The following is a 25,528-nucleotide window of genomic DNA, read 5'->3' as shown; positions in this document are numbered from 1 at the left end:
TGGCCCCCGCCCGACGGAGACGGCTGACCCGGCGGAGTCTGGCCCCCGCCCGACGGAGACGGCTGACCCGGCGGAGTCTGGCCCCCGCCCGACGGAGACGGCTGACCCGGCGGAGTCTGGCCCCCGCCCGACGGAGTCTGCGGAGACGGAGTAGCCACGCTATTCCTCCGAGTGATGAGTAAGACTGATGATAGTTGTACCACCCGTCAACTCGCCTTCTCAGCTGGATCGTTGAGACGATCGATTCTGGACCTGAGTGCTGCACGGATTGACAACTTGAGCCCGCTTTTGTGCGGCCGATGCGGCAGACCAATGACCGTGATTCCTGGTGACTCCTGCCAAAGAACGGATTCGGCTGGCAAATTGCGGGTTGGTGGAAAATGCTCCTGCAGAGAACCGGCAGCCTGGAAAATCGCTGGTGAACAACTGCGCTGGCTGCAGCCTTGCCCTCCTCGCGCCAGACCAGTCGATCACACTGGCACGCCGGTCCGTCTGCGACCGTGCCCGATCGCAGTCACGGTCAATGAGGGGTCTCCCGGAGCCGCTTAGGTCGGCGCCCCAGTTTGTCTCCCCAGGTCAGAGGTGATCTTGTGATCACCGAGCTCGGTGTTCCCAAGTCAGGTCTTGGCGATCAGTACGGCCGTGGGATCTCGTGAGCCTCCAGAGCAGCGGCGTATCGCGCCAGGAGCTCATCGAGGTCGGCGAGCAGAAGGCCGACGGCTTCCCGGGCGCCGGCGATGTCGCCTTGGTCGCAGGCTTCCACCAGTTCAGCAACTTCGCTGCGGAGGATGGAGAGGGAGTCGCCCTGGATCAGAACACCAGGGAACCGGCGGGGTGAAAGACGCATCACGGCCTTGTTCCCGCCGTCCGTCAACAGCTCAGCTTCGACACGTTCCATGCGGCCATCCAACTGACATCGCCAGTGGACATCAACGGCTGTGGATGCGGGCAGCGTTGGGCGAACGCCAGCAGCGCGCAAGCACGCCGACAGAGGCCCTACGCCGACCATCCGATCGAACTCCTAAAGCGGCGGCTTCCTGGCAACCAGTGGCAGTGGCCAGCTAGCGCAGGCCACGAGTGCGCTGCCGTCCTCGGTAAGGAAGAGCAGGGTGAACCGTGTCCGATTGCCAGGATCGATCAGCGCTGTGCGCACAGGTCGGTCATATTCGCGGATGAGCTGCACTGCTCGCTCCAGGCCAAGAGGTTCGAGTCCGCGCATCCGCATGCGCTGAAGTCGGCGACTGAAGACTCCGGCATGCGCACCAGTGGGTTGTACCCGCTCCTCCACCGAGTAGGGGGCGCCGCTGCGGAGGGCGGCCAGAGCTATCAGGGACGCCTCGTCATCACCGATCAACAGCGATTCCAGCACATGCCGTTCCATGGTCACCCCGTTTGGATCGTGCGGTACAGCAGCCAGGTACCGCAACCCTAGTAACCGCCCCCGCACGGTAGCGTCCCTCCGGGCCCGCCCAGCGGCCGGTATGACCCCCGCTGACCGATCCCGCTAGAGCTACGGATCAGAAGGTGTCCGTGCCCGATGCGTGCCCGACAGGTCGGTAAGCCACGGTCAACAGCGGGTGCCAGGGAGAGCCCAAGGCTTCACCCTGGCACCCGTTGCCGCTGGTCAGGTCACCAACTACGCCCAGAAGCACGGTGATTCCCAAGCTCAGGTCTCAACGCCGCTTCCATCGACGCTCAGGTCTTTCCTCATGCCAGCCCGAAGCGCAGCCAGAGCCTCGTCGTACCGACGGCGCTCCTCTAGGTATCGCTGTTCAGTGACCAGAATGCCGTCCATCACGCGGTCACGGAGATCGCGCAGGCGACGAAAGGCGTTCTCTGAAGCTTCAACCACACGGGCCGGCGCAATGATGGTCATCTGGTACCGCAACCCGATGCATGGTCCGAACGCCTCACGAGCCGTTCTGCGACGCGCCGCGAGATCCATTTCTGGGTCCCGTGCCACGTTCCCACATGCGTGCCGCGCCTCCGAGAGACACGCTAGGTAGTCGCCATACAGGGATCGACGTATCTGTACTTCCCGGTCCGAGCGCTCCCGCTGCCAGCGGCGACGGTCAAGGAGCACCGCGGAGCCCGTCGCGATCATCGCTCCAACTACGGTACTAGCAAGGGCAATCCACTCCATGGCTCGACCGTAGCCACCGCCTTCGGATCAGCCCACCCAGCGGAGCGCCGTCTCAGTTTCCGTCTCATTCATCGCCGTACGGAGCCGTCCAGGGCGGTACAACGGGGTGGCGCATCTTCCGCGCGGACCCGGCATGTACGCAGTTGAAGCCGCTGAACGATCCCCAGCGACCCGCCAACAGACTTGGAAAGAATGCGCCCCGAGCAACCGGCTTGACCCGGCGTGCTCCGGTTCGTGCAGCAGTGCGCCTTCCGCCCACGGCTTACACCCGGCGACCCTGGGCCTGTCCGCACGACAGCCGAGACCAGGGGTGGGGATCGTGGCTCGAACGCAGTCCAGGTGTGGAGCGCTGACGCAGAAAGGCACCAGGTGCCGACGACTGGCCATGGAGAACGCATCAAGGTGCGATCTTCACCGCGGCGACTGGTCTACGTACACCATCAAGAAGCGCACGGAAGCAGCGAAGAAGGCGAAGACGCGTAAGCGTCGAAAGTGACGCAGTCGCTCTCCCACTACGAGCAGCACGACGGCACCCTTACCGCCCACGTGCATGACCTTCATCAGGAAAGAGAACGGCAAGCCATGTAGCACGACCGCCTGTCCCGGTATGTCATGCATGACGGGTACAGCGATACGGCAGTCGGGGTGGCCGGCGCGCGTGCCAGATCCGTGCCAGATCGAGCAGTCAGCCGCGGTAAGTGGGGGCGTGCGGCGGCACAGTAGCGTGCCGACAGGCTCAGTGCGGTTGTACGTCTGTTGACCAGCCAAAACCGGTCCGGGCTCCGCGCCAGGCTTACAAGGCAGTGATCAGCACGACAGTTGCCGTCCGGCAGAGAGGTATTGAATCTCCAGCGACCACTCGTGGACCTCACGATCGCCGTCATGACCGCCGCTGACCGATCCGCTGAGTGCTACTGATCAGATTCTGAACGAGTGTTAGGCGGTTGGTGCAGGCTGGCGCTGGCCCCTCCCTGCCTCATGTAAGTTGCGCCGCATGTCATGCATGGGAGGGGGCAGCTCGTGAGCGAAGCAGACGTCCACCCTGTATCGGGGGCAAAGTTGATCGGCAGGGCTCTTCTGTCGCTGCTCTGTGGCTATCTGGTCTGGTCGGCGTGCTGGGAGGGGTACCTGGGTAACTACTGGCTCTGGCCGCTTCTTCTTCTCACACCAGACTCCTGGCGGATCGTTGACGGGGACATTACGGCTTTTGTTTGGGCTGCGTGGATCTACTACGTAGTTTTCGGGATGGCGCTTATGGCCATCTTTGGGCACCTCGGGCAGTGGAACGACGTTTGGCGACGGTACGGGGCGCCGCTGCTGCATAGGTGGAGGGCGCCAAAGGCGGGAGGCAGCGTAGGAGACTGAACCGCCAGTCTGCAGCCTCTGACATCCCACTGAGGTCAACGACGCTGGAAGTCAGCAACCTTGAGCGGTCCCCTGCAGCATGGGTAGTCCCATAAGGGGGTCGGCCCAGCTGCCCCTGATTGAACTCCTGAAGCAGATGTCATTGGGTGCGGCCAGCGGTGAGTTCTCGGGCTATGAGAGCTTCCTAAGCAGCTAATCGGTGGGCCAGCGCAGGCTGAGTTCGTCATCACGAAGTATGCGGGCCTAACGCAGCCCTCTTCCTTAGACGACAGGGCGCGGCAGGCGGCAGGCTGAGTACTGTGCCAGTTGGAGCGTGCTAAGTCTCCTGGAGCGCGACACCGGCTTCCTCTATGAAGCGTTGCAGTGCATGCGCAGCCTCCTCGAAAACAGCGGCCAAGCGCACTGGAGCGCCCTGGTCCCCATTGATTAGACTTTCGAGGGTCACACAGTACTGATTTATGAAATTTCCTAGATCCTCGGCGCACTCGTTGACCTGAGCTGGTCCTTCAAGTGATATCACACGCATAAATCCGAGGAATTCGTAGTGACCTTTTCGGGCTGTATCGAGATGTCTTCTAAGGTCTTCGTTCCGCTCCTCACTCACGGGGGTCCGAGAGAGATGTGAAACAGCCCTTTCCGTCGGGGCGAGTGACTGAGCATGTTGAATCAGGTTTAGGTAAGCTGTGCGCCGAAGATCCCGAAGGTGATCGCGGTGTTGAGCAGCTGCAGAGAGCTGCGCTTGTTCTCGAGCAGCTTGCCTGTTGCCTTTGCTGGTTACCCCGCTGGCAGCGATCGCAGTTAAGCCTGTCAAGCATGCAACCCAGAAGGTATCTCCTGCCACGCCGCAAGTATCCCTGAAACCTGGAGTGGTAGACCCTCCTTGTGGCTTCCGGTCACCCCGGGGCCTGAGGCTGCCACATGCTCGGAGGACCAGCGACTGGCGACGCTGCGACAGAGCCTTGCCCGTGCCCGATGCGCGCCCGATCAGGCGGCAAACTAAAGTCAGTTGGGGTCTGCTGCGGAACCCCATCAGGGAAACACAGGCGGACCGTTCTGCCACGTCAGCGCCGGTTCTACCCTCGCTGGGCGAGTGATTCCTAAGGTCAGGGCACACCGCCGGCCTTGACGCCGTCAGCGCACACTGATCGGCTGGGTCCATGGCCACGGACCCGATCGAGTACGAGAAGGCAATGCCGATAGTGGCGGCCCACATGGCGAAGATCGAGCGGGCAGTCAACCGAACCCGTGCCGGTCACTCCGGGCAGCCGTACGCGGTAGTCCGTCAGGCCTTTATCGAGGCCCTGCGAGACGAAGACGCTCAACGAGTCGTACCGCAGGTCGTCGACGAGCTGGCGCGGCAGATCTCTGAGGATCCCTGCCCCCGCCCTGACATCCACGCCTGACATCAGCAGCCACAACTGGCCCGCGACGACCACGCGTCCTGCGTCTCCTAGTGGCGTGACGCCCGTCCGATCGAACTTACAAAGCAAGTGTCAGCAGCCTTGAGGCATCATGAGATCCGCTGAGAGCTACCGGCGAAAGATCTTGCATTGCACCATCATCAAGGAAGGCCCAGCGATCGGGTGCGTCCCGTTTACAACCTGCTGAAACGCCCAGAGCCCGCCCGTCGATGCTGGCCTCTCACCTCCCCGCACAGCCCGCCCGCCCAGCCTCCTGTAGGAGTTCCCGCAGAAATGCCGCAGGGTGAGCGGGACGGCCGCTACCCTGCAGTCGCAGCGAACTCCGAGTTGGGCGGGGGCCTGGGAACGTGGCGCTAGGGGGACAGCCAGACCGGGTGATCGGCGCCCGGTATCGACTGATAAACAGACTCGGGTCCGGCGGGTTCGGGCAGGTGTGGAAGGCGTACGACGAGACCCTCCATGTAGACGTGGCGATCAAGGAAGTCCGGCTACCGTCGACGGTCTCCGAGACAGAACGGGCCGAGCGGTTAGTCCGTGCCGCACGTGAGGCCCGCAAAGCCGCCGCACTGCGCGACCACCCGAACATCGTCGCCGTGCACGACGTGGTGATCGAGGATGAAGTCTCCTGGACCGTGATGCAGCTTGTCGTCGGGCACTCGCTGGAGGACCAACTCAACACGCGGGGACCGCTTTCCACCGACGACGCCGGGAAGATCGCCACGGCGCTGCTCAAGGCTTTGGATGCGGCGCACGCGGCCGGGATCGTGCACCGGGACGTCAAGCCCGCCAACGTGATGCTCGCTGACAACGGCGAGGTGCTGATCACCGACTTCGGGATCGCCGTCCACCAGGCCGACACGGCCTTGACTGCGACCGGGTTGGTCATCGGCTCAGCGGAGTACATCGCCCCTGAGCGCGTCGAGGGAAAGGACGGACAACCTGCCAGCGACCTGTTCTCCCTCGGGCGTCTCGCCGTTCCTGCGCGACACCCCGGGCGCGACGCTGATGGCTGTGCTGGCCTTCCAGCCCCAGCCGCCGCAGCGCGCCGGCCATCTCGCGCCACTGATCACCAGGCTGCTGGACAAGGCCCCGGCCAAGCGCCCGACCACCGCCGAGGCACTGGCCTTGATTAGCGCGCCATCCCCGTCCCTGGCACCGCCTGCACCGGAGGAAAACAAGGTCACGAGCAAACTGGGGAGCCTCACAGAAGAGACCCGGGGGCCGCTCGTGACAGTGAATCTTTCTAACGGGCAGGCCATCAGCCTGGAGAAGCAGGGCGACGGCTCCCTGACCGCGCTGCGGATGGGCCTCGGTTGGCAGGCGGCGCCGCGCAGCGGACTGTTCGGCAAGCGGAACCGGAAGATCGACCTGGACACGTCGGCGGTACTGTTCGCTGGCAAGGTGCCTGTCGACGTCGTGTTCTTCCGCCACACCGTCAGCGACGACGGCTCGGTCCGGCACACCGGTAGCCACCTGGTGGGCGACGACGAGTCGATCCTGGTCGACCTGCAGCGGGTGCCGGTCCACATCGACCAGATCGTCTTCACGGTGAACTCCTTCACCGGCCAGACGTTCCAGGAGGTGCAGAACGTCTTCTGCCGCCTGGTCGACGAGACCAATGGTCAGGAGCTCGCCCGCTACACGCTGGACGGCGGCGGCAAGTACACCGTTCAGATCATGGCGAAGGTGCACCGGGCCGGGGACAGCTGGCGGATGACGGCTCTCGGCAACCCAGCCAACGGCCGTACCTTCCAGGACCTGATGCCAGCGATCCTGCCGCTCCTCTAGCAGCACCGGCTCGGGAGGGACTGGAGCGACGACCAGCCTGCGCAGTCATTCTTTCGGGCGACTCCTCGCGGTCGACGACGCAGGAGAGCGCGGCGATCCCCAATGGCAGCCGAAGTACTGGAAGGTGGAGCTGCAACTCATCTTTACAGAGGACCCGGCATGGGCTGATCTCGACAGCATCGGCCCTCAGGACACCGGGTTGGGCTACGAGGAGATCGGCGCGCCCAGGGTTGCCGCACTCGTAGAGATGCGCCGCTTCATCGAGTCCTACCCCCAGCTGGCAGCCATGTGGCGAGCCGAACCCACCCGCAGCGACTTGACCCTCGACCGAGCGGGCGGGCTAGCCCCCGCGCCCGGTACAGCACTGACGTACAGCAGCCACCGTCACCGCCCAGCGAGAGCCGTGCCAGATGCGTGCCAGAACAAGAGGCGAATAGAGGTCAGCAGCGGTCACGGCACGACTTCGCTGTTGCCCGGCTGGCCTGTGCCTTCCGCTGGTCAGGGCACTGATCGGCCAGAATGGCTCAGTGATTCCCAAGCTGAGGGCTTCGCCAGGCGGTCAAGCCTGCTCCGTCCCCACGGCCCGGCCGGCGCGGCTTGCTCCCATCGACGGCATTGCACCGTGGCTGAGGCCGGTGGGGGTGCTGCCCCCTCTTCAACCAGGGATGACCCTCAGAGTCGCTTCACGGGGTTCCTCCCGCATCTGGAAGCCTTGAGCCGCCCTCTCCAGAGCCCCTGGCCCTCCTGGTCCGACTTCTGCCGTTGAGCCGGACGCCCCTGGACATATGTAAATCAGCTTAGGCAAACACCACATCTAGGGTCTAGGTCGGCTAACCGGGGCGAGAGCTGGCACCCAAGCCAGCGACGTCCTGCTACACGGAGGGAGACGACAAGCTGAGTTCCGGGAAGTAGCCGTTCAACCTGCCGACCTGGTCGACGAGAGCCCTGCGGGAAACCCGCTTACCGCGCACCTCTTCACCGTTGGTCAGCCGTACGACAACTGTCACGGAAGCCCAACCGGGGACAGGCGAGATGGAGTCAAAGTCGTAGGGGATCTCCCACCGCAACCCACCAAAGGCCGGAAGCTCCATGTCCGGAGCCTTGGAGGCACGAGCAGTCTTGAGGCGGGGAACAGTGATCTCTTGGTAGACCGGAACGAGCCGCTTCAGCCAAGGCTTGCGTATCAGCTTCTTGAGCGGATGACGTAGCGGCATCCAGCTCACGACGTGAACACTCTCGACCTTGGCCGATGTGGGGCTGAGGTTCTTGACGTGCAGCCGGAAACCAAAAATGGCGTTACCTTTTTTGGCGTCTTCAACTTCTCCTAGCAGCCCCCACATGGCGTTGGCTTGAACTTGCGGCCTTACGCGCCTATACGTCATGGCAGCAATGCTCATGTTCAAGGCCGTGGCAACTGCCGCAGCGATGGCGATACCTCGGGCCCACCAGTCAGCAGCCATAGCGTCAGTCTTTCTCTGAGGTTGTCAGCATCAGGAATCCCATCGGCTTCTCGGAGAACAGCTTCCCGACCTCATCGGCGTACAGCCGCAAACGTTCGCGGTGATACCACTCGCCACGTAGCTTCTCGCCGTTGGTGAGCGTGATTTGAAAGGTCAGGTATTCCCAGGGGGTACCGGGGATAGTCACCCAGTCGTCCAAGACGTCCCAGTGCAGCCCACCGAACGCGGGAAGCTCTTTGCCCCGTTCCACCATCATTCCCTTGCCATTCTCCAGAGGGATGGGCACTTCATGGACAAGGTCGATGAATTTGGAGCTGTCGGGCCGGAAGGCGTCCCACCGTGTGGGCTCGCCCTCGGGGTGTCGGGTGATCAACTGAAGACCCCGGACCTTGGCCGGAGTTGGGCTCAGGTTCCACAACTGGAGCTCAAAGCCGAAGCGTCCGTTGCCCTCCATCGCCTTCCGCGTCGAGTCCGGACCTATCAGGGTCCACGCCACCTTGAGGCGTACACGCGGCCTCACCCTGCGGTATGTCAGGGCTGAGACGAGCATGTTGGCCCCCGTGAAGAGGGCACTGACTGACGCGATGATGATCGCGATGACACCCGTTGACATGGCCCGATGATGCCCAGCAGCAACCGCGTTGGACCCCGACTTGAGGAACATCAGCGGTTGAGCAAGCCCAGCCGCGTTCACCCTGTCGACAGAGGTTCAGTTGCCGTTTCTGCTCGGCATACAGCAGCGCCCCCGCGACCGCCGAACCAGCCGACGACCCCGTCAGGGGCGGGCGCGGATCGAACTCCTATACGGTGCTCACTCTCTACACCGCTCAGGACGAGGACGTTAGCCAGTGGAGTGGTCAAGGTGGAACGAGGAGCCCGGAGCCGTCGGAGTCCAACCCTCACGCAAGGCGAGCCGAACAGCCGCGGCGACACCGGACAGCAGTACAGGCTCAGCCTCGCGGCCGATCCAGTTGCTCGGATGCGGCTGGTCGGTGATGACCACGAGCGTCGTCCCCGGAGTGTTCGCATGCTCCACCGCGAACGTACACGGCGACCAGGCCAGCCCCTGGCAGTACGTCGGCCGGTCCCGCAGCCGCCAGCGGTAGACCCTGCCGTCGACAACGATCCGTCGCGATCCCTTGCTGACCAGTGCCATGGCTCCCCTTCAACAGCGAAGATGCTAACGAGCCCGGCCCCGCCGGCCGTCTCAGTTTCCGTCTCATTCAGCGCCGTTCACGGCCGTTCAGGCGGGACCCGGAGCCGTCCCCACACCGGCGGCCAGCCGCCCATGAACCCAGGTGAACGCCCCCGCACCCAACCCATCACCTCACCAACACAGTTGGAAAGCGTGCCTTTCAGCGGTCTTGTCACTGGGCAGGGTCGTGGGCTATTCGAAGAAATCCTCGTCGATGCGCTTCAGGGTGAAAGATTGTTCCACCTGCACCCCCACGTCATACAAGACCATGAGCTCCGCCAGCCGCGCGCCATCGATAAGGATGATCCGGTTCGGAATGCGCTCGACGTATTCACGGGCTTCCGGGCTGAACGTGCTCGTGGTGATGAAGACACCGCGGTCAGCCTGCACCCCGTGAAGAGCCCCGACGAACGCTTGCACGCTCGGCCGCCCAACGGCCGTGTCGGTATACCGCTTGGCCTGAAGGTAGACCCGGTCAATGCCAAGCGGATCCTGTCGGATGATGCCATCAATACCACCATCATGTGATCGACCACGGTGTTCAACGGCGCCGGCCTGGCCCCCATAGCCCATCGCCGTAAGCAACTTGAGTACCAGATGTTCCAGAAACTCGGGCGGTTGCGCCAGAACGCGCCGCAAGATCTCGCCCTGTAGCGCTGCCGTGGACTGCGCAACCGCCGCTGACATGCTCTCCAGCGGCGTCACCTGCTCAGACACCTCAGCATCGGCAGCTGGCTCGTCGCCGTCCTGCTGCCTTGTTCGATTCCGGAACTCCTGGTACTCGGGGAAGCGCGCGAGGTAGTCGAGGTCAATCATCAGCGGTCGTTCAAGGAGCACCTTCTGACCACGATCGCTGATCTGTACCTGCCCGCGCCGGGGGCGATGCACAAGGCCAGCCTGGAAGAGGTATGTGTTCGCCCACAACACGCGGTTGTCCAACCGCCGTCGCCCACCCGGAGTGGCCTCGACCCGGTCCTCGTCGGACAAACCGAACTCGGCCACGCACTTCTCGCGAAGCTCCCGCCAGTGCCTGGGCTCACCGTCGCCCAAGTGGCGCAAAATCGGCAGCATGAACTCGTGGAACTTGGGAACTGCCACGCCCGACCCCCAACTGCACTGCGGTGACAACGAGTCACTCATGTTGACAGAAGGGAAGGTGTACAACCACCGCGTCGGCACTCTGTCGACGGCGGCCTTCGAGACAGGCCAGCGCGGGAGACCTCGACGACGGTCAACGGTGGCCGTGCTCGCGATCGCCCCGGGCAACCGCGGGCATCGACCTGCGGCAGTCAACCGGAGTAGGCCGGAATTCTGCCCTCCGGTGGATGGGCGGTAGCGAAGGCTGCGGTGAATCCCTCTTGAGCCCCTAAGTAGCAGGTCAGGGCCGTGGCTACCCAGAACAGGACCACTCTCTTCTAAGCACCTGACTTATCGGCCCCCGGCCGGTCAGTCGGGCCGTCTCGCGGCCGTCGAAGGCCGCTCATGGCCGACCAACGACGACAGGTGACGACTGCCCGCCGCAGGTGGGCGGGGCCGGCCGTGATGAGACCCAGGTCAGAAACCAGCCCGGTCAGTTCTCGACTCCTGACCTTGCCTCTGCGCGAGGCTTGACGCACCCTGCGGGGATGAGTTTCCGGCTGGCGGCGTACGCCGTGTGCATCGAGGACGGGCGGGTGCTGCTCGCCCATCACGTGTCAGAAAGCTGGACTCTTCCGGGCGGAAGGGTCGAGCACGGGGAGGATCCGTTCGATGCGGTGATCCGGGAGGTTGCTGAGGAGACCGGGTGCGACGCGGTGGTCGAACGCCTGCTGGGTGTGGACTCGAGGGTTGTCCCCGCGGCCGATCGCCCCTTGCCCGGCCTATCCGAGCACCAGAATGTCGGCATCTTCTACCGGGCCCGTATCACTGGCGGCCAACTGCGGCCTGAGCCGAACGGCGAAACCGCCGAGTCGGTCTGGACTCCGATCCCCGAGGTGGCTCGTCTGCGCCGGTCATCGCTGGTCGACATCGGCCTTGCCCTGGCGCAGACCGTTCCGGCTACCGGCCACGTCGCTCGCGTCCCGGTCGGCGGCCTGATCCAGCACTGAGGTCACCAACATCGGGCCTGACGGGGGAGGGGGACCACCCTCCCACCGGTCTGGCCTGGGCGGGGGCGGAGGATCTGCGAGACTGGACGGACCATGCCTGCACCCGGAGAACAGCAGTAACGACGTCCGCACTCCGAGGCAGTTGACATCACCAGCTGACATCAACGAGGCCGGACGTTGGCGAACAGGCGTGGCCCGCGAGCGCTCCCGAGGCGTCTTCAGAGGAGACGCACCGCAGGTCGCCGAAGGGGCGGGGCGAACTTACAAAGCAGGCGTCGGCGGCGGCCCGCGTGCCGTGATTCCCAAGCTCCCGAAGAGTGTCACTGCCGGGCAGCCCAGCGCGCTCGGCAGTGACACTCGATGACGGTCTCGACTTCGTGTCGTCCAGCTCAGGCCAGCGAGGGGCTCTGCTACTCCTATTGCCCTACACGGATTGTGAGCGTCGTTTCCAGCGTCTGCTCGGTATATGGATCGAGGAGCTTGGCTGTCGTAGTTGCCTGGGTCCGGGCCCTGTGTCGTCCGTGTTGAGGGGACTCTGTTAGCGACGGCTCTCGTGTGTGCCAACTGTCCGACTTGATCTTTGTGATGGACCAGTACTTGGCCGGGTACACCACGAAGAACATCATCAGCGTGTACAGGGGTACGAGCAGCGGAGCTGTCAGGCGCTCGATACGGCTCAGGCCAGGCCTGAGGATCGCGTAGAACAGAGTCTCGGCCAGCAGGAACACGGCTGCTGTTGCGAAAGCATGAGGGAGGAAGCTTGCGCTACCACTGCGCCAGACGTTGACGGCAAGGCCGATGTACAGGATGGGCAGCAGGGCCTCGGTGCACACTTCGATCAGCCGCGTCACCAACGAAGCCTTGGGCAGGTTGGTCAGTTCCCAAGGGATGAATCGCCATCCCGACTTGCCCCAGCGCAGGCGCTGTCGATAGGTGCCCTTGATGGTGTCGGGCATGTCAGTGGTGACGTAGGCGCGTGACACAGAAACGACGCGGCCTCGCATCAGCGCGTAGTCGCAGAGTTGTCGGTCGTCACCGTCCTTACCGGAAGCCAGGTAGTGGTCAAGGTTGTCGAAGAAGACTGGCGCCCGGTACATCGACAGCGCCCCCGAGGTGGGGTTGACGACCCCCAGCGCGGAGCGCAGTCCGCGGCTGAGCACGCAGAAGATGAACAGGTTCAGGTCAGACAGGCGGGCCAGCAGGCTGTCATGTCGGTTGCGCACAAGGACTGTTCCCGTGCAGGCCTGGATACGCTTGTCGTTCATGACCCGGAGCATCTGCCAGACGGCGTCTTTGTGAACCTCGGAGTCAGAGTCAACGGTCAGTACGTAGTCGAAGGACTCGCCGTGTCCCTGTATGTGGCGTATCGCAGTGGCCTGAGCGGCGCGCTTTCCGCCGTTGGGCTGTCGATGCCAGGTGACCAATGGGTGGTCGAACGGGACTACGGGAACGGCCGATCCATCGTCAACAACGTGAACCGCCGCGACCGGTCGGGACTGGTTGATCAGTGACCAGACCGTGGCGTAGAGGCCCTCGATGTTTTCTTCGTTGTACGACGGGATGATGGCAACGACACGTCCCGGAGCGGCGCGCTTGTAGCGGCTGCGCATGGGATAGGCGGCCAGGACCATGTAGAGCAGCACTGACGCCGTGAGCAAGATGTAGTAAATCCCCAGGAAGAGCCCGGAGACGTGGTTGATGGAGTGGGTAGCGGCGGCCCACGCGGCCACCGCTCCCATCACCATTACGGTGGCTGCGGTCTGCAGACCATTACGTAATGACTTAGCCGGCATACCGCTTCTTCCTGGTGGCGTAGCGGTAGCCGAGGCCTCCCGCGAGGATCAGCGCAACGGCGGTGGCTGCCAGAAGGCTCAGGGATGCTGAGACCCCCAGAATGGTGAAGCCGACGCCAGTCTGCGCCAGAGTTCCCTTGCCGTACATGGGATGTGATGTCCTTTCAGGTCAGGTCGGCTATAGATGCTCGATGTGCGCGCCGGGAGGAATGGTCCGGCGGGTGTCGAGCACATAGGGGGCATGTGCGCGGACAAGATGAGGGTCGAACTCGGGGTGATCGGTCAGGACCACCACGGCGTCAGCGTCGGCGAGTTCTCGTGCGTCCAGGTGCGGCTTGACCGGGAATCCGGTGTTCGGGCCAGCGTGTGGATCGATGACGGTGCACGCAGCGCCGCGGGCTTGCAGAAGTTCGATCACATTGCGGGCGGGTGACTCGCGGGTATCCGACGTGCCGGGCTTGTATGACAGTCCCAGGGCGACGATGCGCGAGCCGTTGAGGCACTTGGAGCGCCGGTTGAGGGCATCCTGGAGGCGGTCGACGACGTAGACGGGCTGGCGTTCGTTGACCTCCTGGGCGAGTTCAACGAAGCGGAAGGTCTCACCCAGTTCCTGGCGGACGTGATGGGAGAGGTACACGGGATCGATAGGCAAACAGTGGCCACCCACGCCCGGTCCCGGGGTGAAGCGCATGAAGCCGAAGGGCTTGGTTCCAGCGCAGTCCAACGCATTGCCAACGTCAATGTTCAACAGATGCCCGAGCTTGGCGAGCTCATTGACCAAGGCGATGTTGACGTGACGGAAGGTGTTCTCAAACACCTTGGCGAGCTCAGCCTCTTCCAGGCCGGAGGCTGGCACGGTGACCTCGACGACAGAGTCGTAGAAAGCCTTGATTCGGTTGAGGCAGGGTTCACTGAGACCGGCGACGATCTTGGGTGTGTTCACCAGGGTCCAGGTGGTGTTGCCGGGATCGATGCGCTCAGGACTGAAGCCGAGATGGAAGTCTTGGCCGGCTGCGAGCCTGGATCCTTCTTCCAGCAAGGGCAGGAGCACATTCCGGGTGGTGCCTGGATAGGTCGTGGACTCCAGAACGACCGTCGCACCCGGCTCTAGGCGCGGAGCGAGGGTCCGGGCAGCATCACGAACGCAGCTCAAGTCGGGGGCACGATCGGTGAGCGGTGTCGGCACCGTGATGATCGCGATGTCGAAACCCTTGACCGCGTCCGGGTCACTGCTGGGTATGTAGGCACCGGAGCTCAAAGCCTCGGCCAATCGAGCGGACGGGATGTCTTCGACGTAGGAGGCACCGGCCCCGAGCTGACGACAGCGGACTGGGTCCAGTTCATAGCCAACCACTGTGTGCCCGGCCTCTGCAGCGCACAGGGCCAACGGCAGGCCTACATAGCCCTGGCCTAAAACGCAGACTTGCATGACGAATCCTCTGAGCTGTTCGCCCCGCACATGACGCGGCGAAGGACGGCGTCCCGAGCGCGGACAGCTGAACTGCAGGCATCCGCAACATCGGGTACGGCATTGATGTGGAGCGAGGCGGCTCGATCTCTGCCGTCGGGCGGCGGCCGCCTCATGACTCCCCGGCAGTTAGCAGCCGGGTCCAGGGCCCCTCACCCGGACATGCGATAGCTACGCAAAATGATGTTCACACTTTCCCCTCGCGTCACGCTTAAGGGTTCAACAAATCCCAGGGTCACGGAAGCCTCGTTGCCGTTTCGCGACATTCGAGCAGTAGCGTGATCGGCCACGCGCGCCCCCGTATGCGCTCTACTGCTACCGTCGCGCGCCATCACACGCCGCTCATACGTCCCGTACGCCTGCGGTCGACGGCAGGGGCAACAAACCAAGACAGTGCATGAGTGCAGTACCTCCAGGGCGGCCGCCTCAGCTTCCGTCCCATGCAGAGCACATGCAGCGCAGTGGCTCAGCTGACCTTGCCCAGCCGAGCAACCGCTCGCACCAGTGCCGCCACGTCATGAGCCGCTGCCGCCGAGATCACCAAGCGCACCGCCCCGGACCCATCCGCATTCGCCTTGGCCTGCCACTCGAGCCCCGCCGTGTCGAACCCAGCCGCCGCCAGCGCATCTGCCAGCTCCCCGCCGGCATCAGTCGCGTCCCGCCATCCCGCCACGTAGTCCACCCCACGCACCCAAACCACTTCGTCAGGGTCGAACGCCTCGTCCTCGAAACCCGCGTCCTCTGGGTCGTGCATCTGTCTCAAGTCCCTTCCCCACGCACTGGCTTGACTCTGACCATCGGGGATTCACCAGGCGTGAGCACGACGAAGTCCCCGGTACCATCGGCACCGGGTTGCATCTGCATCCCGAACCGGACCGCCCCGAATGCTGTCCAGGCGAGAGGGGCGGTCCGGCCCGCAACCGGCTTATGAGAACCGGAAGTTAGCGGGCTGACGAGCAGGGATCGCTGATCACCGCCAACGGCACGTACACCGCTAGCCAGAACACGACGATCCCGAACGCGAATAATCGCTGTTTCATGAGTCGGCACCGCCGCTCTCGGCCCGCGTCGCCCGGAAAAACGTCGTCGTTACGGCTCGGAAGCCCGTGTGCCCGTATCGGCCCGCATGTCGCAGGCACCACACTTCTGGCTGCTCTTTGTCGTCAGCGGCTCCTGACGACTCCTGGCACGTCGTGCACTCGGCCTCGAAGATCGGGCCGCTGCCAGAAGTGTCGGGCTGCAACACCCAGTCCACGAAGCGCATCACCGTCCTTGCCACCATCACGTACGCCCTCCTCTCGGCTTGACTCACACAGTCCGGCCACGGCGATCCACCGCCAGCACATCGGCCGCATTCACCCGCAGCGCAGGGCCCGCCTTGAAGACCAAGACCACCTGCTGGCCGCCCGATGTGAAGCGGTCGGAGCGGACCGCCTTGACCTCCCGCCACTGTCCGTGTGCACTCACCCAGTCCCCACGCCGCACCCGGAGCGCCATCACCCGAGCCATCGCGACTCATCCCCGGCTGTGGCAGTCAGCACGGCCCAGACCGACTTGCCGACCCCATTCCGATCGTCGACGCCCCACCGGTCGGCCAACTCGTCGACGAGGCCCAGGCCCCAGCCGCCGGAGTCTCCCGGTAGGCGGGCTGTGGGACGTTCGTCGGCGGCGTCGTGAACCTCGATGCGGACACCGTCTGCCTCACGCAGATACCGCGTCTCGATCTCGCGCCCCGGCGAAACGCGTGCATGCCGAACTGCATTGGTGACCAGCTCGGACAGCACCAGCAGTGCCGCGTCCTCGACCGCGTTGAGGCACCAATTGGCCAGCGCCTTCTTTAACTCGGAACGCGCTCTTCCCACGCTTGCTGGATGACGAGTCCAGCGCCGTACCACCGGCTGCTCATTCGCCTGCATGTCGCCCACCTCTGGTTCCGGTTATTGGTAAACCGGCTGTTCAACCATGCTGGCGAAACACAAAGCCCCCGACTTTCACAGTTCAGTGAAAGTCGGGGGCCAGGGGCAAGAGTCCTACAGCCCCACCCAGGCGGCCAAGTGATCAAGAGTGTCGGGAGTGCGTCGAGCCAGATGCACCAGACCACGGATGGTCTCTCGAGCTCCCGCGTGGTACCGGGTCTGCTGCGGAGCCAACCGCCGCGCCGTGATGAGGGACTTCAGCGCAGCTTCGGTGCGGCCGGCCTCCATCTGGACGCGAGCTCGGTCCACGTGGAAGTGGGAAGCCCGGGACACGGCCCAGTCATTCGGAATGCGCACCTCTTCGGCTTGGCGCAGTGCTTCGCCGAACGAACCCATCTCGATGTGGGCCGATACCGCGTGAACCCTCACATTGGTCGGTCCGAACGACAGCCACAGCACATCCGATGCTTCGCCTACACGGGACGCATACGCGCGTGCCTCCGCCAGATGTGCCGTGACTTCACTGTGGTCATGAGCGCGGGCAGCGATGATCGATGCACCGAGGTGGAGTTGACCCGCCACGGCGAAGCGTTCCCGAGATGGCTGAGCCTGACCCAGGGTGTTTTGACCAGCCACGATGAGGCGCTGGCCGATGGTGTACTCGCCTTCCCTGAAGTACACCAGCGCCCGCATGTACTGCCGCACCGCCGCCAGCAAGGGATCAGACGCCCGCGAAGCGGCCCAGTCCATACGATCGAGCGCCACGGTGGACAGGTCGTAGTAGCCGAGTTTCACCGTCACGTCATGGGCAGTGCGATACGTACTGGACAGCGCCGCCCAGATTTCCGAAGACGGCGCGCTGTAAGCGGCAGTGGTGATTTCGGCGATGACCTCGGGAAGTTCGAGCGCAGCGTCATGGAGCTTCGTCGCCCGCACCAGGCGGCACAGGTTCTCGGCCACCGCCACCAGCTGAGACGCGGGGCGGGGTGTGATCGCGGGATCTGGCCCCAGGTCGTAGAGATCCAGTGCTTCCCTGATGGGCCGGACCAGTTCTGCCAGACGATCTTGCTGCAGTTCGGTCACGTACGGCTGACCGGTCAGCGACGTGACGTCGACACACAGCACCTTGGCGACCGTGGCGACCAGGTCAGGACTCGCAGGCTTGTGGCCGCTCTCGACCTGAGTGAGCAGGCTGTACGAGTACGGGATCTTCTGAGCCAGCCCGCGTTGGGTCAGCCCGGCCCGCTTGCGGTGGTACGCGATCCGGGTGCCTGTGTGCTCACCTTCGGTGAGAGGCATTGCAGGGCTCCATTCCGTGGCGCGCTCACGGGAAACGCTACCCGTCCCACCAGTACGGGGAACGGCGAACCCTCTCCAGGGGCTCAGCTGTCCGCAGTTGCGTGAGCCCGAACATCCAAGGTGGACTGCGGTCATGACTGCGAACCGAGTCCTGTACTTGCTGGGCAGCGCGGCCCCTCCGGTGCTCAATGTCGCCGGTGTCATCGAAAAGGCACAGACGGCGGGGTGGGATGTCTGTCTGGGGCTCACGCCCACTGCCGCCCGCTGGCTGGACGACCAAGTGCCCGCCCTGGAGGAGCTGACCGGGCACCCTGTACGCAGCCGCTACAAGCTGCCCAAGGACCCTGACGTATGGCCGCCGGCGGACGTTGCCGTGCTGGCCCCTGCGACGTTCAACACGATCAATCAATGGGCTCTGGGAATCACAGAGAAGTTCGTGGTCGGATTCGTGGCCGAGGGAACCGGCAAGGGCATCCGCGTGATCACGATGCCCTGCGTCAACGCCGCATACGTGCAGCACACCCAGTTCAACCAGAGCATTGCGACCCTCCGCGCCATGGGCGTTCACGTGCTGTACGGAGAAGGCGGGTTCGTTCCGAACAAGCCGGGTGAAGGCCGACCGGACGCGTATCCATGGCACCTCGCCCTCGCCGCCGCAGAGTCAGTCGTCGGCCGACGCGATGCGGGTGGGACACAGGCCACCGACCAGCGGTCTCCCTGACCCCCGCTCGTAACGTGGCCACCGGTCCTGATGCATCCGTTCGCCTCGCCGCCGACTGGTCGGCGTTCCATCCCTGGGCTGACCAGGGAACCAATTACTGCTTCAGCAAGGATTGACATCGATCATCGTGGGCGCGGCGATCGGCGCGGTGTTCTTCAAGGAACGCTTCGGCGCACCGCGGATCGCGGCGGCAGCGTTGATGGTGGTCGGTATCGGCCTGATACTCAGGGCGAGTTGACCGTCCCCGTCGGCGACGGCAGACGGGCGGTGCGTGTCGCCGCGGCGCCGCGCACCGTGGCCGACCGCGGCTGCATTCCCCTGGTCACAGGCGGTCGCCATGGGCCGGAGCGAACCGCAGGGCACCCGGCGTGCGTCCTCTCCCCCATGGTCACGATCTCGCACTGGACGCGTCAGCTGGTCCGCTTCGGCCTGCTGCAGGCCCGCTGCTGCGCCTTCGCCGTCGCGCTCGTCGCCGGCATCGCCGTCTCGGGTCCGTTGCCCGAACTGCCGGTCGCCCGCTACGACCTGGTGCTGCTGTACGGGATAGGTCTTGCGGTTCTGGCCAGGAAGGTCGGGTGGGACAGCGCACGCGACACCGCGGTCATCGCGGGGTGCCATCTGATCGGGCTGGCTTTCGAGCTGGTGAAGGTGAGGATGGGGTCGTGGAGCTATCCGGAGGAGGCCCTGACCAAGGTCGCGGGTGTGCCGCTGTACGGCGGTTTCCTGTACGCGGCCGTGGGCAGTTACGTCTGCCGCGCCTGGCATCTGTTCGATCTGCGGCTGGACCGCTACCGCCCGCGGATCATGGCCGTGCTGGCCGGGGCGGTCTATCTCAACTTCTTCAGCCACCACTGGCTGCCCGACGTCCGCTGGGCTCTGGCGGCGCTGCTGCTGTGCGCGACCGCCGGTACCTGGGTGCACTACCGGGTGGGCGAGCACGAGTACCGGATGCCGCTCGCGCTGTCGTTCGTGCTGATCGGGTTCTTTCTGTGGGTGGCCGAGAACGTCGCGACGTACGCGGGTGCCTGGAGCTACCCGGACCAGCTGGCGGGCTGGCAGCCCGTGTCCGTCGCGAAGTTCGGGGCGTGGGCGCTGCTCATCACGGTCACGTTCGTCCTGGCCGCCGGCGCGGGGTCGGGCCGGGCCCGTCCCGTACCGGCGGCCTGGTGATCTGAGGGGCAGCGCGGCGCGGCGTGCGGCGTGGTCAGGAGGGTTTTGCCGCGGATACGGCGGTGACGGTCACCTTGTCGTCGCACTCGGCCAGAGAGCCGTCCTTCAGGGCGAGCTGGTGTGCTCCGGCGCCCGGGACGCCGACCACCAGGGTCGGGTAGAGGAGGGGCTCGGATCCGGATGCGCAGTAACCGTCGGCCTCACCCTGGACCTGGACGAACGTCAGCTTCGTCCATGCCTTCCCGTCCGGTGCAACCCGTACCGCGGACGCGGAGCCCGTGTGGGTCACCTTGAGCGGACGGTTGCGCTCCGGGGAACCGTTGCCCGCACCCGCCACGGTCGGATGGCCCTGGACGATGCACGGCTTGCCGGACATATTGGTGAACTCGACGACCACCGCCCCGATTCCGGTGCCCGGCGGCCGGACGGCGGCCTGGTACATGGACGCCTTGAGGTCCGTCACGGCGCACTTCCCCGCAGTGGGGGACGACGACCCGGTTGCCGAGCCCTGGGCCGTGGAAGAGGCGTCCCCAGCGGGTCGCGAAGCGGCGGAAGCCGGGGCACCGGAGGAGGATCCTGCCGCCTCGGCCGGCGCAGCCGACGGCGAGCCGGTCGTCTCTGCCGCGTCCGCGCCTGGCTGACATCCGGTCATGAGCAGTGTCGCTGCCGACGCGGTGACCATGGCCATCGCGGCTCTGCGGATACCCGTCCCGTACTGCATGAAGCCCCCGTAGTAGAAGTTCACGTGCCGGTTCCTCACCGGCACTCGTCGCTGGAGAGGGCACTGCCGCCTGCCGGGGTTCACCTCCTTGAGCGTCTGTGACACTACGGTCACACACGAGGTCTCGGACCGCCCGCTGCGACAAGGCCACCACCATCCACCAGGCAGGACTTCACCTCGCCGCCGTCCTCCTCCGGGCCGCACGGTGATCCGGTGGAGAGCTCCTGCGAGCGCGTCCGTAGCGCGCGGTCCCACGCATCCGGGCTGCGGTAGTGGTTGCTGTGCCCGGCGGCGAGCACGGTGCGCAGTTCCGCGAGGTGCTCGGTGTCCGCCGGGAGGTCCAGTCCGGAGAGCACGGCCGACGCGGCGTCCGGTTGCAGGTCTCCGTAGAGGTCGTGATAGCTGCTCAGCAAGCCCTTGAAGAGAGCTGGGTGCAGGGCCGGGAGCCGCGTCGCGACGCCGTAGGCCGCCTGCTTCGTCCGCCAGGGAACCGGGCCCGAGCACTCCAGGACCCGGCGGGCCCGGCGGAGCAGGGTCTCCGGGGTCCCGGTCATCAGTTGTTCGATGTCATGGCCGAGCACTTCGGCGAAGGCCGTGGCCGAAGTGCTCCGGTCCTCGAACCAGTCGACCCACAGGGAGTAGGTGACCGCCTCGGACACCTGGGGCGCTTCCAGCCGCCGCCGATAGCCGTCCCAGAGCACCTCGGCCGGCAGGGGGCCGTCCGGGCCCTGGTCGGCACACCGGATCTCGGAGGTCACCCAGTATGCGTCGAGCAGATCCAGCAGCCCGAACGCCAGCCGCAGCTGCCCGGCCGCGTCGAGGCGCTCGTCGGTGAACACCACCCCCGCCCAGTCGTGGGCGACTTCGTTGGCGGTGAGCCGGCGGTCCAGGGCCTCGCCGTCGGTCCACTCGTCGGTACCGATCTGCGTGACGCCGTCCTCCGCGAGCCACCGGCGGGCGTCCTCCATTGCCTGGATGTCCATCCGGACAGTATGAAGAGCCACCGAACGGCATGAAGAGCCACCGAACGGCCTGGCCTTCGGCGGCCGCCTCGGCCGCGAGCACGTGCTGGAAGTCTGCGTCGACCGCGAGCAGCACGCCGTCTAAAGCGCCGAACGCACCGCCCTGATCAGCGCCTGGGCGCGGGGATCGGCCGTCACTCCCTTGCGCATGCCGTTGGTCGCGTACCCCAGCGCGACACCGGACTCGGGGTCGGCGAAACCGAGCGAGCCGCCGCGCCCCGGGTGGCCGAAGGAGCCGGGGCCAAGCAGCGGCGAGGCGGGTCCGTGCAGCATAAAACCAAGGCCGAAGCGGGTGGGTACGACCAGGACCCGGTCGGGCCCCGCGGACTCCTCGGTGCGGGCGAGGGCGAGGGTGGCGGGGGCGAACAGCCGGGGTCCGCCGTCGACCTCGCCGATCGTCGAGGCGTAGAAGCGGGCGAGCGCACGGGCGGTGGAGATCCCGTTGGAGGCGGGGAGTTCGGCGGCCCGGTAGGCCGGGTCGTTCTCGTCGGGCAACGGGTCGATGGCCTCGAAGGCGCGGCGGGTGAGCGAGGCCGGGTCGCCGTAGGCCGCGGCGACGGCGCGCTTGGGTCGGAGCCTCAGGCCACCGCCGTCGGCCGGGGCAGGTTCGTCGACGGGACCGAGCCGGCCGACGCGGTGGGCGTCCTCGGGCGGCAGGCCTATCCAGAAGTCCAGGCCGAGCGGGCGGGCCATCTCCTCGGCGACCCAGCGGCCCATGGTGCGGCCGGTGGCCCGTCGGACCAGTTCGCCGAGCAGCCAGCCGTAGGTCTGGGCGTGGTAGCCGTGTGCGGTGCCGGGTTCCCAGGCGGGGCGCTGGGCGGCGAGCGCGGCCGGGCCGGTCGTGCCGTCCTCGGCCTCGGCCGGGGCGAGGGGGCGGTCGAGCACGGGCAACCCGGCGCGGTGCGAGAGCAGCTGGCGTACGAGGACGCGCTCCTTGCCGGCCGCCTTGAACTCGGGCCAGTACGTACTGACGGGGGCATCCAGGTCGATCTGGCCGCGCTGGTGGAGCAGCAGGACCACGGCCGCGGCCACGCCCTTGGTGGCGGAGCGGACGACCTGCGCGGTGTCGACGGCCCAGGGCTCGGTTCCGTCGACGTCCCGGGTGCCGGCCCACAGGTCGACGACCTTGCGGCCGTCCCGGTAGACGGCGACGGCGGCGCCGCGCTCACCGCGCTGTTCGAAGTTGCGCACAAAGGCGTCCCGGACCGCTTCGAAGCCGTCCGCCACCGTGCCGCGTACGTCCGCCGCCGCGCCGTGTGTGCCCATCGCTGTGCCGCGTACGTCCACCGCTCGGTCGTCGGCGTCCGTCACCGTGCCGCGGGCCGCCGTCACGAGATCGTCGTGGGCGGCCACCGCGTCTGTTCTCCCGCTCATCCCCCCATGGTGCAATGCGGTCGGCGCCGCCCGGCCGCCGGGGCGGCTCAGCTCAGCATGATGGAGACGTCGATGTTGCCGCGGGTGGCGTTGGAGTACGGGCAGACCAGGTGCGCGGCGGACACCAGCCGCGCGGCGAGATCCTGGTCGACCAGTGGCAGCGAGACGTTGAGCGCGACCGCGAGCCCAAAGCTCTGTTCCTTGTTGGGGCCGATGCCCACCTTCGCGGCGACCGTGGAGCCGGTCAGGTCCACGCCCGCCCGGCGGCCGACGAGTACCAGGGCGTTGTGGAAGCAGGAGCTGTACCCGGCCGCGAACAGCTGCTCGGGGTTGGTGCCCTTGCCGTCGCCGCCGAGCGCGGGCGGCATGGCGAGGCGCAGGTCGATCTGTCCGTCGTGGCTGGTCACATAGCCGTCGCGACCGCCGTGCGCGGTGGCCTCCGCCACGTACATGATCTTCGTCGGCCGAGTGTCGACCTGTTCGCTCACGGTGCGTCCCCGAGGTGAAGGCAAGGCATGCCGCTGACTGGAAGAAATACCTTGCGCACAATGTATCCGAGCGGGCGAGGGCTTTGTTACTCGGGGGTAGCCGAATTCTCGGGGGCGGCCACCCGCTCGGCCAGCCGGTGCAGATCCGTTCGCAGCCGGGCTATCTCGGGCGCGTGAAGGCCCGTACTCTCCAGCAGCCGCGCCGGCACCTGCTCGGCCCGCTCCCGCAACGCCTCGCCCTCGCCGGTGAGTTGCAGCCGCACCGAGCGCTCGTCGGCCGCCGAGCGCTCGCGCCGCACCAGGCCCGCCGCCTCCAGCCGCTTGAGCAGCGGCGAAACCGTGCCGTAGTCGAGCCGCAGCGCGGCTCCGAGTTCCTTGACCGCGACCTCGCCGCGCTCCCACAGCACGAGCATGGTGAGGTACTGCGGATAGGTCAGGCCGAGCTCGTCGAGCAGCGGCCGGTAGGCGCCGGTCACGGCGCGCTGCGCCGCGTACAGCGCGAAGCACAGCTGGTCGTCGAGCAGCAGCGAAGCCGTAGCCGTCGTGCCCTTCTGGTCCTGGTTCACACGGACATTGTCACGGACTTCGGGTCGAACCCGAAGGGCAGCTCCAGGCGGTGCGCCCGCATCAGCTCCTCGTCGCACAGCAGATCCTGCGTACGCCCGTCGGCCGCGATCACGCCGCCGCTGAGGATCAACGAGCGCGGGCACAGCTCCAGCGCGTACGGCAGATCGTGCGTGACCATCAGTACGGTGACGTCCAACGAGCGCAGGATGTCGGCCAGTTCGCGACGCGAGGCCGGGTCCAGATTGGACGAGGGCTCGTCCAGCACCAGGATCTCCGGCTCCATCGCGAGGACGGTGGCGACCGCGACCCGGCGGCGCTGCCCGAACGAGAGATGGTGCGGGGGACGGTCGGCGAACCCCTCCATGCCGACGCGGGTCAGCGCCGCGCTCACCCGCGCCTGAAGTTCGGCGCCGCGCAGTCCCGCCGTGGCCGGACCGAAGGCCACGTCCTCCCGGACCGTGGGCATGAACAGCTGGTCGTCCGGGTCCTGGAAGACGATGCCGACCCGGCGGCGGATCTCGGCGAGGTTCGCCTTGACGACCGGCAGCCCGGCGACGGCGACCGAGCCGACGCCCCCGCCCAGGATGCCGTTGAGGTGCAGCACGAGCGTGGTCTTGCCCGCGCCGTTGGGGCCGAGCAGCGCGACCCGCTCACCGCGCGCGACGTTCAGATCGACGCCGAACAGGGCCTGGTGCCCGTCGGGATAGGCGTAGGCGAGGCCTCTGACGTCAAGGGATGCGGTGGGCAGGGATGCGGTGGGCGCGGTGGTCATAGTGTCCATCCCAGCAGACAGATCGCGAGCGCGGTCAGGGGCAGTGCGGCGGCGCAGGTCCACTGGGCGCGGCTCGCGCGCACCTGGTCGAGCACCGGCATGGTGCCGGTGTATCCCCGGCTGACCATCGCGAGGTGCACCCGCTCGCCGCGCTCGTAGGAGCGGATGAACAGGGCACCGGCCGATGTGGCGAGCACCCCCCAGTGGCGGACGCCACGGGCCTCGAAGCCGCGCGACCGGCGCGCGATCGACATCCGGCGCATCTCGTCGGCGATCACATCGCCGTACCGGATCATGAAGGACGCGATCTGGACCAGCATCGAGGGCAGGCGCAGCCGCTGCAGTCCGAGCAGCAGCTCGCGCAGCTCGGTCGTGGAGGCGAGGATCACGGAGGCGGCGACGCCCAGCGTCCCCTTGGCCAGGATGTTCCACGCGCCCCACAGCCCCGGGGCGCTCAGCGAGAGGCCGAGCACCTGGACCTGCTCGCCGGGCACGACGAACGGCATCAGCAGCGCGAAGGCGACGAACGGGATCTCGATGAGCATCCGTCGCAGCATGTAGCCCGTGGGGATACGGGCCACGGCCGCGACGGCGGCCAGCAGCACCGCGTACAGCCCGAACGCCCAGACGGCCTCGCGCGGCGTGGAGACCACGACCAGCACGAAGCCGAACACGGCGATCAGCTTGCAGTGCGCGGGCAGACCATGCACCGGCGAGTGCCCGTGCCGGTAGAGCTTGTGGGTGTGGCCCGCCCCCAT

Annotated in this window: 27 protein-coding genes; 6 read left to right on the top strand and 21 right to left on the bottom strand. The window is 66.1% G+C overall.

Going from position 1 to position 25,528, the window contains the following annotated elements:
- Positions 1-631: 631 nt before the first annotated feature.
- The 3 genes from ACFYWI_RS13415 to ACFYWI_RS13405 all read right to left on the bottom strand — a co-directional run bounded on the left by ACFYWI_RS13415 (position 632) and on the right by ACFYWI_RS13405 (position 2,143).
- Positions 632-898, bottom strand: coding sequence for a DUF6959 family protein (locus ACFYWI_RS13415; RefSeq protein ID WP_389230018.1), 267 nt, complete (start codon positions 896-898; stop codon positions 632-634).
- A 123-nt stretch (positions 899-1,021) separates the two neighbouring features.
- Positions 1,022-1,381, bottom strand: coding sequence for a hypothetical protein (locus tag ACFYWI_RS13410; RefSeq protein WP_376261894.1), 360 nt, complete (start codon positions 1,379-1,381; stop codon positions 1,022-1,024).
- A 285-nt stretch (positions 1,382-1,666) separates the two neighbouring features.
- Positions 1,667-2,143 (bottom strand): hypothetical protein, encoded by a 477-nt coding sequence (locus ACFYWI_RS13405; RefSeq protein WP_389230015.1) that lies wholly within the window; start codon positions 2,141-2,143, stop codon positions 1,667-1,669.
- Positions 2,144-4,665: 2,522 nt separating this feature from the next.
- Between ACFYWI_RS13405 and ACFYWI_RS13400 the strand changes: the two genes are divergently transcribed.
- The 3 genes from ACFYWI_RS13400 (at position 4,666) to ACFYWI_RS13390 (ending at position 6,717) form a co-directional block, all read left to right on the top strand.
- A complete protein-coding gene (locus tag ACFYWI_RS13400) occupies positions 4,666-4,911 on the top strand; it encodes a hypothetical protein (protein ID WP_389230011.1) in 246 nt (81 codons plus the stop codon).
- A gap of 365 nt (positions 4,912-5,276) precedes the next feature.
- The gene (locus ACFYWI_RS13395; RefSeq protein WP_389230008.1) at positions 5,277-6,062 is read left to right on the top strand and encodes a serine/threonine-protein kinase; all 786 of its coding nucleotides are present in this window, start codon (positions 5,277-5,279) and stop codon (positions 6,060-6,062) included.
- Positions 6,063-6,156: 94 nt separating this feature from the next.
- Positions 6,157-6,717 carry a TerD family protein gene (locus tag ACFYWI_RS13390; RefSeq protein ID WP_389230005.1) on the top strand — a complete coding sequence of 187 codons (561 nt, stop codon included), beginning with the start codon at positions 6,157-6,159 and terminating at the stop codon, positions 6,715-6,717.
- An 872-nt stretch (positions 6,718-7,589) separates the two neighbouring features.
- Here the strand turns inward: ACFYWI_RS13390 and ACFYWI_RS13385 are convergent.
- From ACFYWI_RS13385 to ACFYWI_RS13370, 4 genes are all read right to left on the bottom strand, one after another.
- On the bottom strand, positions 7,590-8,177 hold the full coding sequence (locus ACFYWI_RS13385) for a hypothetical protein (protein ID WP_389230002.1): 588 nt from the start codon (positions 8,175-8,177) through the stop codon (positions 7,590-7,592).
- Between the two features lie 4 nt (positions 8,178-8,181).
- Positions 8,182-8,790: a hypothetical protein gene (locus tag ACFYWI_RS13380; protein WP_389229999.1), complete on the bottom strand. Its 609-nt coding sequence runs from the start codon at positions 8,788-8,790 to the stop codon at positions 8,182-8,184.
- A gap of 228 nt (positions 8,791-9,018) precedes the next feature.
- On the bottom strand, positions 9,019-9,333 hold the full coding sequence (locus ACFYWI_RS13375) for a hypothetical protein (protein WP_389229996.1): 315 nt from the start codon (positions 9,331-9,333) through the stop codon (positions 9,019-9,021).
- 231 nt (positions 9,334-9,564) lie between these two features.
- Complete coding sequence (locus ACFYWI_RS13370) at positions 9,565-10,470, bottom strand: restriction endonuclease (protein ID WP_389229993.1); 906 nt, start codon at positions 10,468-10,470, stop codon at positions 9,565-9,567.
- Between the two features lie 527 nt (positions 10,471-10,997).
- Here ACFYWI_RS13370 and ACFYWI_RS13365 point away from each other — a divergent pair.
- The gene (locus ACFYWI_RS13365) at positions 10,998-11,459 is read left to right on the top strand and encodes an NUDIX hydrolase (protein ID WP_389229990.1); all 462 of its coding nucleotides are present in this window, start codon (positions 10,998-11,000) and stop codon (positions 11,457-11,459) included.
- Positions 11,460-11,875: 416 nt separating this feature from the next.
- Here the strand turns inward: ACFYWI_RS13365 and ACFYWI_RS13360 are convergent, their stop codons facing one another.
- The 7 genes from ACFYWI_RS13360 to ACFYWI_RS13330 all read right to left on the bottom strand — a co-directional run bounded on the left by ACFYWI_RS13360 (position 11,876) and on the right by ACFYWI_RS13330 (position 17,935).
- On the bottom strand, positions 11,876-13,252 hold the full coding sequence (locus ACFYWI_RS13360) for a glycosyltransferase (protein WP_389229987.1): 1,377 nt from the start codon (positions 13,250-13,252) through the stop codon (positions 11,876-11,878).
- Positions 13,242-13,400, bottom strand: a complete 159-nt coding sequence (locus ACFYWI_RS13355) for a hypothetical protein (protein ID WP_389229984.1) — start codon at positions 13,398-13,400, stop codon at positions 13,242-13,244. Before ACFYWI_RS13355 ends, ACFYWI_RS13360 begins: the two co-directional genes overlap by 11 nt.
- Positions 13,401-13,430: 30 nt before the next feature.
- Entirely contained in the window at positions 13,431-14,681 is a 1,251-nt protein-coding gene (locus ACFYWI_RS13350; protein WP_389229981.1) for a nucleotide sugar dehydrogenase, read from the bottom strand.
- Between the two features lie 505 nt (positions 14,682-15,186).
- Positions 15,187-15,474 carry a hypothetical protein gene (locus tag ACFYWI_RS13345; protein ID WP_389229978.1) on the bottom strand — a complete coding sequence of 96 codons (288 nt, stop codon included), beginning with the start codon at positions 15,472-15,474 and terminating at the stop codon, positions 15,187-15,189.
- A 554-nt stretch (positions 15,475-16,028) separates the two neighbouring features.
- Positions 16,029-16,187 (bottom strand): hypothetical protein, encoded by a 159-nt coding sequence (locus ACFYWI_RS13340; protein WP_389229975.1) that lies wholly within the window; start codon positions 16,185-16,187, stop codon positions 16,029-16,031.
- Positions 16,188-16,216: 29 nt separating this feature from the next.
- Positions 16,217-16,582 carry an ATP-binding protein gene (locus ACFYWI_RS13335; protein WP_389229972.1) on the bottom strand — a complete coding sequence of 122 codons (366 nt, stop codon included), beginning with the start codon at positions 16,580-16,582 and terminating at the stop codon, positions 16,217-16,219.
- Positions 16,583-16,750: 168 nt separating this feature from the next.
- Complete coding sequence (locus tag ACFYWI_RS13330) at positions 16,751-17,935, bottom strand: helix-turn-helix domain-containing protein (protein WP_389229969.1); 1,185 nt, start codon at positions 17,933-17,935, stop codon at positions 16,751-16,753.
- A 133-nt stretch (positions 17,936-18,068) separates the two neighbouring features.
- On the opposite strand from ACFYWI_RS13330, the gene ACFYWI_RS13325 reads away from it, so the two are divergent.
- Together ACFYWI_RS13325 and ACFYWI_RS13320 are read left to right on the top strand one after the other, a co-directional pair.
- Entirely contained in the window at positions 18,069-18,656 is a 588-nt protein-coding gene (locus tag ACFYWI_RS13325; protein ID WP_389229966.1) for a flavoprotein, read from the top strand.
- A gap of 384 nt (positions 18,657-19,040) precedes the next feature.
- On the top strand, positions 19,041-19,826 hold the full coding sequence (locus ACFYWI_RS13320; RefSeq protein WP_389230110.1) for a DUF817 domain-containing protein: 786 nt from the start codon (positions 19,041-19,043) through the stop codon (positions 19,824-19,826).
- Positions 19,827-19,860: 34 nt separating this feature from the next.
- Here ACFYWI_RS13320 and ACFYWI_RS13315 read toward each other — a convergent pair whose 3' ends face one another.
- The 7 genes from ACFYWI_RS13315 to cbiQ form a co-directional block, all read right to left on the bottom strand.
- Positions 19,861-20,571: a DUF4232 domain-containing protein gene (locus ACFYWI_RS13315; RefSeq protein WP_389229963.1), complete on the bottom strand. Its 711-nt coding sequence runs from the start codon at positions 20,569-20,571 to the stop codon at positions 19,861-19,863.
- Positions 20,572-20,657: 86 nt separating this feature from the next.
- A complete protein-coding gene (locus tag ACFYWI_RS13310) occupies positions 20,658-21,530 on the bottom strand; it encodes a hypothetical protein (RefSeq protein ID WP_389229960.1) in 873 nt (290 codons plus the stop codon).
- A gap of 120 nt (positions 21,531-21,650) precedes the next feature.
- The gene (locus tag ACFYWI_RS13305) at positions 21,651-22,835 is read right to left on the bottom strand and encodes a serine hydrolase domain-containing protein (protein WP_389230107.1); all 1,185 of its coding nucleotides are present in this window, start codon (positions 22,833-22,835) and stop codon (positions 21,651-21,653) included.
- A 155-nt stretch (positions 22,836-22,990) separates the two neighbouring features.
- Complete coding sequence (locus tag ACFYWI_RS13300; RefSeq protein WP_389230104.1) at positions 22,991-23,395, bottom strand: organic hydroperoxide resistance protein; 405 nt, start codon at positions 23,393-23,395, stop codon at positions 22,991-22,993.
- A gap of 122 nt (positions 23,396-23,517) precedes the next feature.
- Positions 23,518-23,997, bottom strand: a complete 480-nt coding sequence (locus ACFYWI_RS13295; protein ID WP_389229957.1) for a MarR family winged helix-turn-helix transcriptional regulator — start codon at positions 23,995-23,997, stop codon at positions 23,518-23,520.
- Entirely contained in the window at positions 23,994-24,770 is a 777-nt protein-coding gene (locus ACFYWI_RS13290) for an energy-coupling factor ABC transporter ATP-binding protein (RefSeq protein WP_389229954.1), read from the bottom strand. Before ACFYWI_RS13290 ends, ACFYWI_RS13295 begins: the two co-directional genes overlap by 4 nt.
- Positions 24,767-25,528 carry a cobalt ECF transporter T component CbiQ gene (gene cbiQ / locus ACFYWI_RS13285; RefSeq protein WP_389229951.1) on the bottom strand — a complete coding sequence of 254 codons (762 nt, stop codon included), beginning with the start codon at positions 25,526-25,528 and terminating at the stop codon, positions 24,767-24,769. Before cbiQ ends, ACFYWI_RS13290 begins: the two co-directional genes overlap by 4 nt.

The organism is Streptomyces sp. NPDC002889 (assembly GCF_042888425.1).
In the GTDB taxonomy this organism is placed as follows: domain Bacteria; phylum Actinomycetota; class Actinomycetes; order Streptomycetales; family Streptomycetaceae; genus Streptomyces.
This window is presented reverse-complemented; position numbering and strand designations above follow the sequence as displayed.

What these genes read in the sequence shown, in the direction of transcription:
- ACFYWI_RS13415 (WP_389230018.1), bottom strand. Translation starts at nt 898, where the DNA reads ATGGAACGTGTCGAAGCTGAGCTGTTGACGGACGGCGGGAACAAGGCC.
- ACFYWI_RS13410 (WP_376261894.1), bottom strand. Translation starts at nt 1,381, where the DNA reads ATGGAACGGCATGTGCTGGAATCGCTGTTGATCGGTGATGACGAGGCG.
- ACFYWI_RS13405 (WP_389230015.1), bottom strand. Translation starts at nt 2,143, where the DNA reads ATGGAGTGGATTGCCCTTGCTAGTACCGTAGTTGGAGCGATGATCGCG.
- ACFYWI_RS13400 (WP_389230011.1), top strand. Translation starts at nt 4,666, where the DNA reads ATGGCCACGGACCCGATCGAGTACGAGAAGGCAATGCCGATAGTGGCG.
- ACFYWI_RS13385 (WP_389230002.1), bottom strand. Translation starts at nt 8,177, where the DNA reads ATGGCTGCTGACTGGTGGGCCCGAGGTATCGCCATCGCTGCGGCAGTT.
- ACFYWI_RS13380 (WP_389229999.1), bottom strand. Translation starts at nt 8,790, where the DNA reads ATGTCAACGGGTGTCATCGCGATCATCATCGCGTCAGTCAGTGCCCTC.
- ACFYWI_RS13375 (WP_389229996.1), bottom strand. Translation starts at nt 9,333, where the DNA reads ATGGCACTGGTCAGCAAGGGATCGCGACGGATCGTTGTCGACGGCAGG.
- ACFYWI_RS13365 (WP_389229990.1), top strand. Translation starts at nt 10,998, where the DNA reads ATGAGTTTCCGGCTGGCGGCGTACGCCGTGTGCATCGAGGACGGGCGG.
- ACFYWI_RS13360 (WP_389229987.1), bottom strand. Translation starts at nt 13,252, where the DNA reads ATGCCGGCTAAGTCATTACGTAATGGTCTGCAGACCGCAGCCACCGTA.
- ACFYWI_RS13355 (WP_389229984.1), bottom strand. Translation starts at nt 13,400, where the DNA reads ATGTACGGCAAGGGAACTCTGGCGCAGACTGGCGTCGGCTTCACCATT.
- ACFYWI_RS13350 (WP_389229981.1), bottom strand. Translation starts at nt 14,681, where the DNA reads ATGCAAGTCTGCGTTTTAGGCCAGGGCTATGTAGGCCTGCCGTTGGCC.
- ACFYWI_RS13345 (WP_389229978.1), bottom strand. Translation starts at nt 15,474, where the DNA reads ATGCACGACCCAGAGGACGCGGGTTTCGAGGACGAGGCGTTCGACCCT.
- ACFYWI_RS13330 (WP_389229969.1), bottom strand. Translation starts at nt 17,935, where the DNA reads ATGCCTCTCACCGAAGGTGAGCACACAGGCACCCGGATCGCGTACCAC.
- ACFYWI_RS13325 (WP_389229966.1), top strand. Translation starts at nt 18,069, where the DNA reads ATGACTGCGAACCGAGTCCTGTACTTGCTGGGCAGCGCGGCCCCTCCG.
- ACFYWI_RS13320 (WP_389230110.1), top strand. Translation starts at nt 19,041, where the DNA reads ATGGTCACGATCTCGCACTGGACGCGTCAGCTGGTCCGCTTCGGCCTG.
- ACFYWI_RS13310 (WP_389229960.1), bottom strand. Translation starts at nt 21,530, where the DNA reads ATGGACATCCAGGCAATGGAGGACGCCCGCCGGTGGCTCGCGGAGGAC.
- ACFYWI_RS13305 (WP_389230107.1), bottom strand. Translation starts at nt 22,835, where the DNA reads ATGGGCACACACGGCGCGGCGGCGGACGTACGCGGCACGGTGGCGGAC.
- ACFYWI_RS13300 (WP_389230104.1), bottom strand. Translation starts at nt 23,395, where the DNA reads ATGTACGTGGCGGAGGCCACCGCGCACGGCGGTCGCGACGGCTATGTG.
- ACFYWI_RS13290 (WP_389229954.1), bottom strand. Translation starts at nt 24,770, where the DNA reads ATGACCACCGCGCCCACCGCATCCCTGCCCACCGCATCCCTTGACGTC.
- cbiQ (WP_389229951.1), bottom strand. Translation starts at nt 25,528, where the DNA reads ATGGGGGCGGGCCACACCCACAAGCTCTACCGGCACGGGCACTCGCCG.